The 7543-nt window shown below is 34.3% G+C and carries 9 protein-coding genes; all 9 read left to right on the top strand.

Translation table 11 applies throughout. The annotated features are described in order from the left end of the window. Positions 1 to 235: 235 nt before the first annotated feature. A complete protein-coding gene (trpS, locus tag ACTCDL_RS00720; RefSeq protein WP_463173301.1) occupies positions 236 to 1222 on the top strand; it encodes a tryptophan--tRNA ligase in 987 nt (328 codons plus the stop codon). 16 nt (positions 1223 to 1238) lie between these two features. Then, positions 1239 to 2003, top strand: coding sequence for a segregation and condensation protein A (locus ACTCDL_RS00715; protein WP_463173300.1), 765 nt, complete (start codon positions 1239 to 1241; stop codon positions 2001 to 2003). After that, on the top strand, positions 1997 to 2560 hold the full coding sequence (gene scpB, locus ACTCDL_RS00710) for an SMC-Scp complex subunit ScpB (RefSeq protein WP_463173299.1): 564 nt from the start codon (positions 1997 to 1999) through the stop codon (positions 2558 to 2560). Before ACTCDL_RS00715 ends, scpB begins: the two co-directional genes overlap by 7 nt. 370 nt (positions 2561 to 2930) lie before the next feature. Next, the gene (locus ACTCDL_RS00705; RefSeq protein ID WP_463173298.1) at positions 2931 to 3587 is read left to right on the top strand and encodes a DUF2953 domain-containing protein; all 657 of its coding nucleotides are present in this window, start codon (positions 2931 to 2933) and stop codon (positions 3585 to 3587) included. Further along, positions 3568 to 4017: a GerW family sporulation protein gene (gene ytfJ, locus ACTCDL_RS00700; RefSeq protein ID WP_463173297.1), complete on the top strand. Its 450-nt coding sequence runs from the start codon at positions 3568 to 3570 to the stop codon at positions 4015 to 4017. Before ACTCDL_RS00705 ends, ytfJ begins: the two co-directional genes overlap by 20 nt. 57 nt (positions 4018 to 4074) lie before the next feature. Further along, positions 4075 to 5196 (top strand): D-alanyl-D-alanine carboxypeptidase family protein, encoded by a 1122-nt coding sequence (locus ACTCDL_RS00695; protein ID WP_463173296.1) that lies wholly within the window; start codon positions 4075 to 4077, stop codon positions 5194 to 5196. Positions 5197 to 5267: 71 nt separating this feature from the next. Next, the gene (locus ACTCDL_RS00690; RefSeq protein ID WP_463173295.1) at positions 5268 to 6005 is read left to right on the top strand and encodes a pseudouridine synthase; all 738 of its coding nucleotides are present in this window, start codon (positions 5268 to 5270) and stop codon (positions 6003 to 6005) included. Beyond that, entirely contained in the window at positions 5992 to 7008 is a 1017-nt protein-coding gene (locus ACTCDL_RS00685) for an elongator complex protein 3 (protein WP_463173294.1), read from the top strand. The genes ACTCDL_RS00690 and ACTCDL_RS00685 overlap by 14 nt, the downstream gene beginning before the upstream one ends. Before the next feature lie 80 nt (positions 7009 to 7088). Next, positions 7089 to 7349, top strand: coding sequence for a stage V sporulation protein S (locus ACTCDL_RS00680; protein WP_463173293.1), 261 nt, complete (start codon positions 7089 to 7091; stop codon positions 7347 to 7349). The last annotated feature ends 194 nt before the right edge of the window (positions 7350 to 7543 follow it).

Raw genomic sequence — 7543 nt, 5'->3', positions numbered from 1 at the left:
AAAAACCTTAAAAGATAACTTTCAGCAACGAATCTACCGAATTTACGCGAATAAAACTAAAAGATTAATTAATCTTTTAATCTTTAATTCGTGTTAATTTGCTGCTAATCTTTAGCTTTTGATCTTTAGTCTTTTATTACACTTTAGACTTGGATATCTATATATAGTTTTGAATTTTTTACTATTCACCATTAATTATTAACTATTCATTGTATTTAAAAAGGGAGGATTTGTTATGTCGAAGAAAGGAACAATATTAAGTGGGATGCGTCCTACTGGAAAATTACATCTAGGACATTTAATTGGGGTACTTGATAACTGGAAACAGCTCCAAGATGAATATAACTGTATCTTTGAGGTTGCCGATTGGCATGCCTTGACTACTAAATATGAAGATACTACTCAATTGCAAGATAACATCAGAGGGCAAGTAATCGATTGGATTGCTGCAGGAATTGATCCTGAAAGAAGTATTATTTTTGTTCAATCCCATGTACCAGAGATTGCTGAGCTGAATTTATTACTATCAATGATTGTATCGGTTTCACGCTTAGAGAGAAATCCAACTTATAAAGAGCAGGTCCAAGAGCTGGGCGTAAAGGACTCTATTCCCTTTGGATTGTTAGAGTATCCAGTCTTACAGGCTGCTGATATTTTGGTCTTTAAAGGGACTACAGTTCCAGTTGGTGAAGATCAATTACCACATATTGAAATTACTAGAGAGCTTGCTCGAAGATTTAACCACTTATATGGTGAGACCTTCCCAGAGCCAGAGGCTAAGCTAGGTGAGGTTACTAAGTTATTAGGTTTAGATGGTCGTAAGATGAGTAAAAGCTATGGTAACTCTATCTATTTGGCTGATAGCCCTGAAGAGATTGCAAGAAAGGTTAAGAGTATGGTGACAGATCCACAAAGAATCAGATTAAAAGACCCTGGTAATCCTGAGGTCTGTTCAGTCTATTCTTACCATAAATTATTTACTCCAGATAGAGTTGAAGAGGTGGGAGAGGGCTGTCGTAATGCTACTTTAGGCTGTATGGACTGTAAGAAGATATTAGCAGATTCAATTGTCGATTACTTAGCTGAAATCCATGAAAAGAGAAGAGAGCTAGAGGCTAATCCAGAAATTGTTGATGAGATTTTAGCTGAAGGTGCTAAGAAAGCTAGAGCTATAGCTAAAGAGACATTAACTCAAGTCAGAACTGCCATGAATCTAAGATAAGATTAGAGGTGAGCGTATGGGCTATGAAGTGAAGATTGATGCTTTTCAAGGTCCTATTGATCTATTGATGCATTTATTGAAGAAGAATAAAGTAGAGATTTATGATATTCCTATTGCTAAGATTACTCGCCAGTATTTAGATTATATTGCTAATATGCAGAGGTTAGATTTAGATGTAGCTAGCGAGTTTCTAATTATGGCAGCACAGCTAATGGAGATCAAAGCCCAGACCTTATTGCCTAAAGAGAGAAATGGCGATGATGAGGAAGAAATAGACCCTCGTCAAGAGTTGGTGGAGAAGCTATTAGAGTATAAGAAGTATAAACAATTGGCTTTAGAGCTACAGGATTTTGAGCAGAAACAGAGGAAGTCATATACTCGTAATGTAGCTCCTTTGTTAAGTGAGTTGGAGTTTGAAAAGTCTAATCCTCTAGAAGGGGTTACGATAGATCAATTTATTTCTGCTTTTCATAAAGCTTTGAAGAAAAAGAAGAGAAAAAAGAGTGATAATCAAGAAGATAAGGTAGATGCTTTAGACCATTTACAAGCAGAAGAGATTACTATTAAAGAGCAACAGGGCTATATTATGCAGAAATTGGTTGCAATTGATAGTGGGATTAGCTTTATGGACCTGTTCTCTCAATTCAGCTCTAGGTTAGAGGTAGTTGTTACTTTTATGGCATTATTAGAGTTAATTAAAATCAATGAAGTCAAGATTAAACAGGATAACAACTTTGATGAGATTATGATTTACCGTTTAGGGAGTGGTGGTCGGTGCTAAGTAAAGTTGAAGTAAAGGCTGCGATAGAAGCATTATTGTTTATGGCAACAGACCCTTTGCCAATCAAGGTATTCAAAGAGGTCTTAGAGATTGGAGTTAAGGATATCAAAGATGCTTTAGAGTTACTTGAAGCAGAGTATACTAGAGGAGATAAGGGGATTGAGTTGGTACAGGTCAGTAATGGCTATCAATTACAGACTAAAGCGGAATTTCTTCCTTTTATCAAAGAACTACATAAACCGGAGATGAATAATACTTTAAGCCAAGCTGCTTTAGAGACCTTAGCGATTATTGCTTATAAACAGCCTGCTACTAGAGCAGAGGTTGAGGATATTAGAGGGGTCAATGTCGAGAAGGCTTTAAAGACGTTACAGAAGCGGGGTTTAATAGAAGAGCAAGGGAGAAAGGATACTATCGGAAATCCAATTCTCTATGGTACTACAGTCGAGTTTTTGCAGTATATGGGGATGAATGGTTTAGATGAGCTACCACCAGCTCAGGAGTTTACAGAGTTACATGATGAAGAGCTAGAGAAAGCAATTGATAATAAGTTTTAGCTACGGGTTTTAACCCGTAGTGTAACATGTCATCATCACCACAGGTTGAAACCTGTGGCTAGTAAATTTATCATTATAAAAAGTGTCGTTTTTTCTCTATTAAGGTTTACTCTGTATGAGTATCAATATTTTATATAGTTTAATCTAAATTAAAGCACTTGAGCTAGCTCAAGTGCTTTTGTCATTTAAAGATACAATTATAAATTTTTACTAGTCTGTATTTTATATTATCCTAAAAGGAATAATGAAATTGTATCTTTACTTTTTAGATCTTAGATTTAGCTTTAGAAAGCTTAGCAAATTAATAAATTTAGTATACAATTTAGAAGCTATGGATAAGATAACTATTATAGGTTGAAAGGGGGGTCACATGATAATATTAATTTTAATCCTTTTAATCTTAATTATTTTACGTTTTGGCAAGATAAGGTTTATGATTGATATTAATGTCCAGCAAGAAGGTGATGATTTGGTAGCTAAACTCAATTTTACCTTCTTTAAATATAGATTCAAATTACCTTATGTAGAGATTGAGGAACGGTTTTCCTTTTCAGATTTTGAGTTTATAGGTAGAGTAAATGAAAGGTTTAAAAGGGAAGTAAAGATAGATGAGAAGTTAGAAGAAGGAGAGAGAAATAAAGGGGATATAGCACATATTATTAACTTCTTTAATCAAGTTAAAAAGGTCTTTACACATATAGAAGATGTTGTGGTAATAATTGATAAATGCGATGATTTTTGGTGGGTTACCAATTTTGGATTGGTAAATCAGGCTTACACAGGAATCTTAACAGGAATGATTTGGGCAGTTAAAGGTTCTGTTGTTTCTATTTTACAAAATTTTATAAGATTTGAAGCTACCCCTGTTATCAAAGTAGACCCTTCCTTTAATTATCCCCAGGATTTTGGGATGGAGTTTGAGGGTATATTTACTTTTAAGATAGGTGATATTATACATATGGGATTGAAGATATTAATTTCTCAGCTTAAAAGGAGGTTAAAGAAAAATGGCCGACCACCCAATTGAAAATATAATGTCTACAGCAATGGAGAATATAAAAACTATGGTTGATGTAAATACTATTGTGGGGGATCCAGTAGAGACTCAGGACGGCAGTGTAATCATCCCTGTTTCAAAGGTTAATTTTGGTTTTGCAGCAGGTGGTGCTGAATATCTATTAAGAGAGAATAGTGGTGAAGAGGATGATAAGGAAAAAGGCTCATCTAATAAAGGTACAAATTTTGGTGGAGGTAGTGGAGCTGGAGTAATGCTACAACCGATTGCTTTTTTGGTAGTCAGTGAAGGGCAGGTTAGGTTATTACCAGTAAATAATAATGCAGTTGTTGAGCGCTTAGTAAACTTGGCTCCAGAATTATTAGATCATCTCAAAGGTCTTACTAAGCAAAATAACAAGAACAAAAAAGAAGATAATACAGATGTAGAGGTTAGTTTATAACAGACTAAAGTGAAGGGGAGACCTTCACTTTTCCTTTGAATTTTTGGAGGTGTAACCATGGTCAAAAAATATTTAATAATATTAACAATGATATTTACTTTAATATTAGCAATCAATACAACTGCTTTAGCATATCCTCAAGTTTCGGCACAATCTGCTATTTTAATTGATGTAGAAACAGGTCAGATACTTTATCAGAAGAATGTTCATCAGCGTCGTGCCCCTGCCAGTACCACTAAGATTATGACTGGAATTTTAGCAATAGAGAATGGAAACCTTTCTGATAAAGTCACTGCTAGTAAACGAGCAGCTTATGAAGGTGGCTCATCTATCTATTTAGTTCCTAATGAAACTTTAACTTTAGAAGAGATGGTCTATGGACTTTTGTTAAAATCAGGCAATGATGCTGCTGTAGCAATTGCTGAACACATTGGTGGTTCTGTAGAAAATTTTGCTAAAATGATGAACCTTAAAGCAAGAGAAATAGGAGCATTACATACAACCTTTAAAAATCCCAATGGTCTACCCCAAGAAGGTCATTTAACAACAGCTTATGATTTGGCACAAATAGCTCGTTATGCTCTACAGAATCCACTTTTTGCAAAGATAGTTTCAACACATAAGAAGAGAATCGAGTGGCCAGGCCATAGTTGGGATAGAATTTTAACCAATACTAATAAACTATTAACCCGTTCTGATATAGTTGACGGTGTTAAAACTGGTTATACTAGAGCAGCTGGAAGGTGTTTAGTCTCTTCTGCTACCAAAGATGGTCAGCAGTTGGTCAGTGTAGTCTTAAAGAGTGGAGCTATGTGGAATGAATCTTTAGCATTATTAAATTATGGGTTCAACCATTATCAAAAGGTAGAAGTAATTGCTAAGGGGGAAGAGGTTCACCAAATATCTATTCATGAGCAAGAGGTCAAGCTAAAAGCTGCTAAAGAATTTAATTACGTTCTCCCTAAAGGTAGTAGTACTAAGATAAAAAAAGTAATTGAAATCAAGAAGAATATAACTTTACCGATCAAGAAGGGGGAGAAGCTTGGAAGTCTTGCTTTATATGATCAAGATGACAAGTTATTGGATAGAATAGAGTTGATTTCTGATCGTTATGTTGAAGATACTGCAGTAAATAATTTTTGGAAAAAGTTATCAGCTAAAATCCAAATCTATTTTTAACAAGGAGATTTACTATTATACTAGAATAAGAATAATTGTAGTAATAAATAAATAAATTGAGGTGTTAGTTGATGGAAAGATTACAGAAAGTAATGGCTAGAGCAGGAGTAGCATCAAGAAGACAGAGTGAAAAATTGATAGAGCAAGGGAAAGTTAAGGTTAATGGCAAGGTAGTAAAGGAATTAGGATTTAAGGTTAATCCACAGAAAGATGATATAGAGGTCAATGATAAGAAGATTAGAAAAGAGAAGTTGGTCTATATTTTGTTAAATAAACCTAGAGAATGTGTTACAACAGTAAGTGATCCTAAGGGAAGAAAGACAGTAATAGATCTAGTTAAGGTAAAAGAGAGAATATATCCAGTAGGTAGATTAGATTATGATACCGAAGGATTATTATTATTAACCAATGATGGAGAGGTTGCTTATGCTTTAACCCATCCTAGCCATCAAATCAGTAAGGAATATTTGGCTACCGTTGATGGTGTGCCTAATGATGCTAAATTAAAGGCCCTAGAGCGTGGAGTGCAATTGGGTGATGGGTGGACTGCACCTGCTAAGGCAGAAAGGGTTGTAGAGTTTAATAACAAATCTATAGTATCTTTAGAGATTCACGAGGGTAGAAAGCATCAGGTTAAAAGGATGCTCAAGTCAGTAGGTCATCCAGTATTAGAGCTAAAAAGGATTAAAATGGGACCTTTATCCTTAGATGAAGATTTAAAGTTAGGTACATATAGATTTTTAGATAAGGATGAGATTGATGAACTTAAAGAGATTGCTAGGCAGGTAAAGGAAAATGAGCAAGAGTAATTATATTATTCCAGTTTTTGTTCCTCACTTAGGTTGTCCTCATGATTGTGTATTCTGCAATCAACGGGAGATTACTGGGATTAAAAGAGAGTTAACTGGTGATGAAGTTATAGATAAAATTAATGATTACTTAAGCACAATTCCTAAATCAGCCAAAAGGATTGAGGTTGCTTTTTATGGGGGAAGTTTTACAGGGATTGATCCTAGATATCAGTTGGAGCTACTCTCTGCTGCTAAAATGTTTTTAGATAAAGGCTTTATTACTGGTATTAGATTATCTACTAGACCTGATTATATAGATAAAGAGATTTTAGAGAGGTTAAAGGAGTATGGTGTAGGTATTATTGAGTTAGGGGTTCAATCTCTAGATGATGATGTATTATTTGCTTCAACTAGGGGGCATAGTAAAGCAGATGTTAAAAGAGCAGTCTCTTTAATCAAGAGCTATGGTTTTAAATTAGGATTACAGGTCATGCCTGGGTTACCTAATAGTACAGAAGCTACGGAGTTGGCTACAGTAGCAGAGATTATTGAGTTTAATCCTGATTTTGTACGGATATATCCTACCTTGGTTATCAGGAATACTGAGTTAGCCAACCTATATAGATTGGGTAAGTATCAACCATTATCTTTAGAAGAAGCAGTTGATATCAGTGCTAAATTATTAGAGATGTTTAAAAAAGCGGGGATTAATGTAATTAGAATAGGCTTACAGCCTTCTGAAGGTGTCAATTCTAAAGAGGTTCTGGCAGGACCCTTCCACCCTTCATTCAGACAGCTAGTAGAGTCTAAGCTGTTGTTGAATAAGATTGAAGATGAGATTAGTCAAAGAGCTATTAAGAAGTTAAAATTGATAATCAATCCTAAAGATATGTCTAACCTAAGAGGACAGAAAAACAGTAATTTAGCCTACCTCTATAACAGATATCAAATTGAAGAGGTAATTATTAGCGATGATGATACTTTAGCAAGGGGAGATATTAAAATAAAATTTATTTTCTAAATTAGTAATAATATAACAACTAACTTACTATATATGAATATAAGGAATAATTAATAGGCTAAATTAAGGGAGGAAATAATATGGAAATGTTGAAAGTATCATCATCTTCAAAGCCTAAGTCTGTAGCTGGAGCGTTAGCTGCTGTAATACGTGAAGAAGGTAGAGCAGAGTTACAGGGTGTTGGAGCTGGAGCTATAAATCAAGCTGTAAAAGCAATTGCTATTGTAAGAGGGTTTATAGCACCAAATGGTATAGATTTAGTTGCAATTCCTGCTTTTTCTGAAATTGAGATTGATGGTCAAGAAAGAACGGCTATTAAGTTTATTGTTGAGCCAAGATAATTAAAACAAATATTTAATAAAGACTATAACCTCTATTGTTTTTACTAAGGAGGTTATAGTTTTGTTTATTTTTTGATATATTTATGTTAAAATAAAATTTGAGTCTTTATAAAATACAGAATTAATTTAAGCTTAAGTCTAAGCAAAAGATTAAAATAATTTTTCATGTTTGCTCAGGATTAACCTTAATCTTA

It is taken from the genome of Orenia sp., from assembly GCF_055140805.1.
The sequence above is the reverse complement of the archived record's forward strand: the minus strand, read 5'-3'. Positions and strand labels throughout refer to the sequence as shown.

Excerpts from the sequence above, each read along its gene's own strand:
- trpS (WP_463173301.1), top strand. The coding sequence starts at position 236 with ATGTCGAAGAAAGGAACAATATTAAGTGGGATGCGTCCTACTGGAAAA.
- ACTCDL_RS00715 (WP_463173300.1), top strand. The coding sequence starts at position 1,239 with ATGGGCTATGAAGTGAAGATTGATGCTTTTCAAGGTCCTATTGATCTA.
- ACTCDL_RS00705 (WP_463173298.1), top strand. The coding sequence starts at position 2,931 with ATGATAATATTAATTTTAATCCTTTTAATCTTAATTATTTTACGTTTT.
- ytfJ (WP_463173297.1), top strand. The coding sequence starts at position 3,568 with ATGGCCGACCACCCAATTGAAAATATAATGTCTACAGCAATGGAGAAT.
- ACTCDL_RS00695 (WP_463173296.1), top strand. The coding sequence starts at position 4,075 with ATGGTCAAAAAATATTTAATAATATTAACAATGATATTTACTTTAATA.
- ACTCDL_RS00690 (WP_463173295.1), top strand. The coding sequence starts at position 5,268 with ATGGAAAGATTACAGAAAGTAATGGCTAGAGCAGGAGTAGCATCAAGA.
- ACTCDL_RS00685 (WP_463173294.1), top strand. The coding sequence starts at position 5,992 with ATGAGCAAGAGTAATTATATTATTCCAGTTTTTGTTCCTCACTTAGGT.
- ACTCDL_RS00680 (WP_463173293.1), top strand. The coding sequence starts at position 7,089 with ATGGAAATGTTGAAAGTATCATCATCTTCAAAGCCTAAGTCTGTAGCT.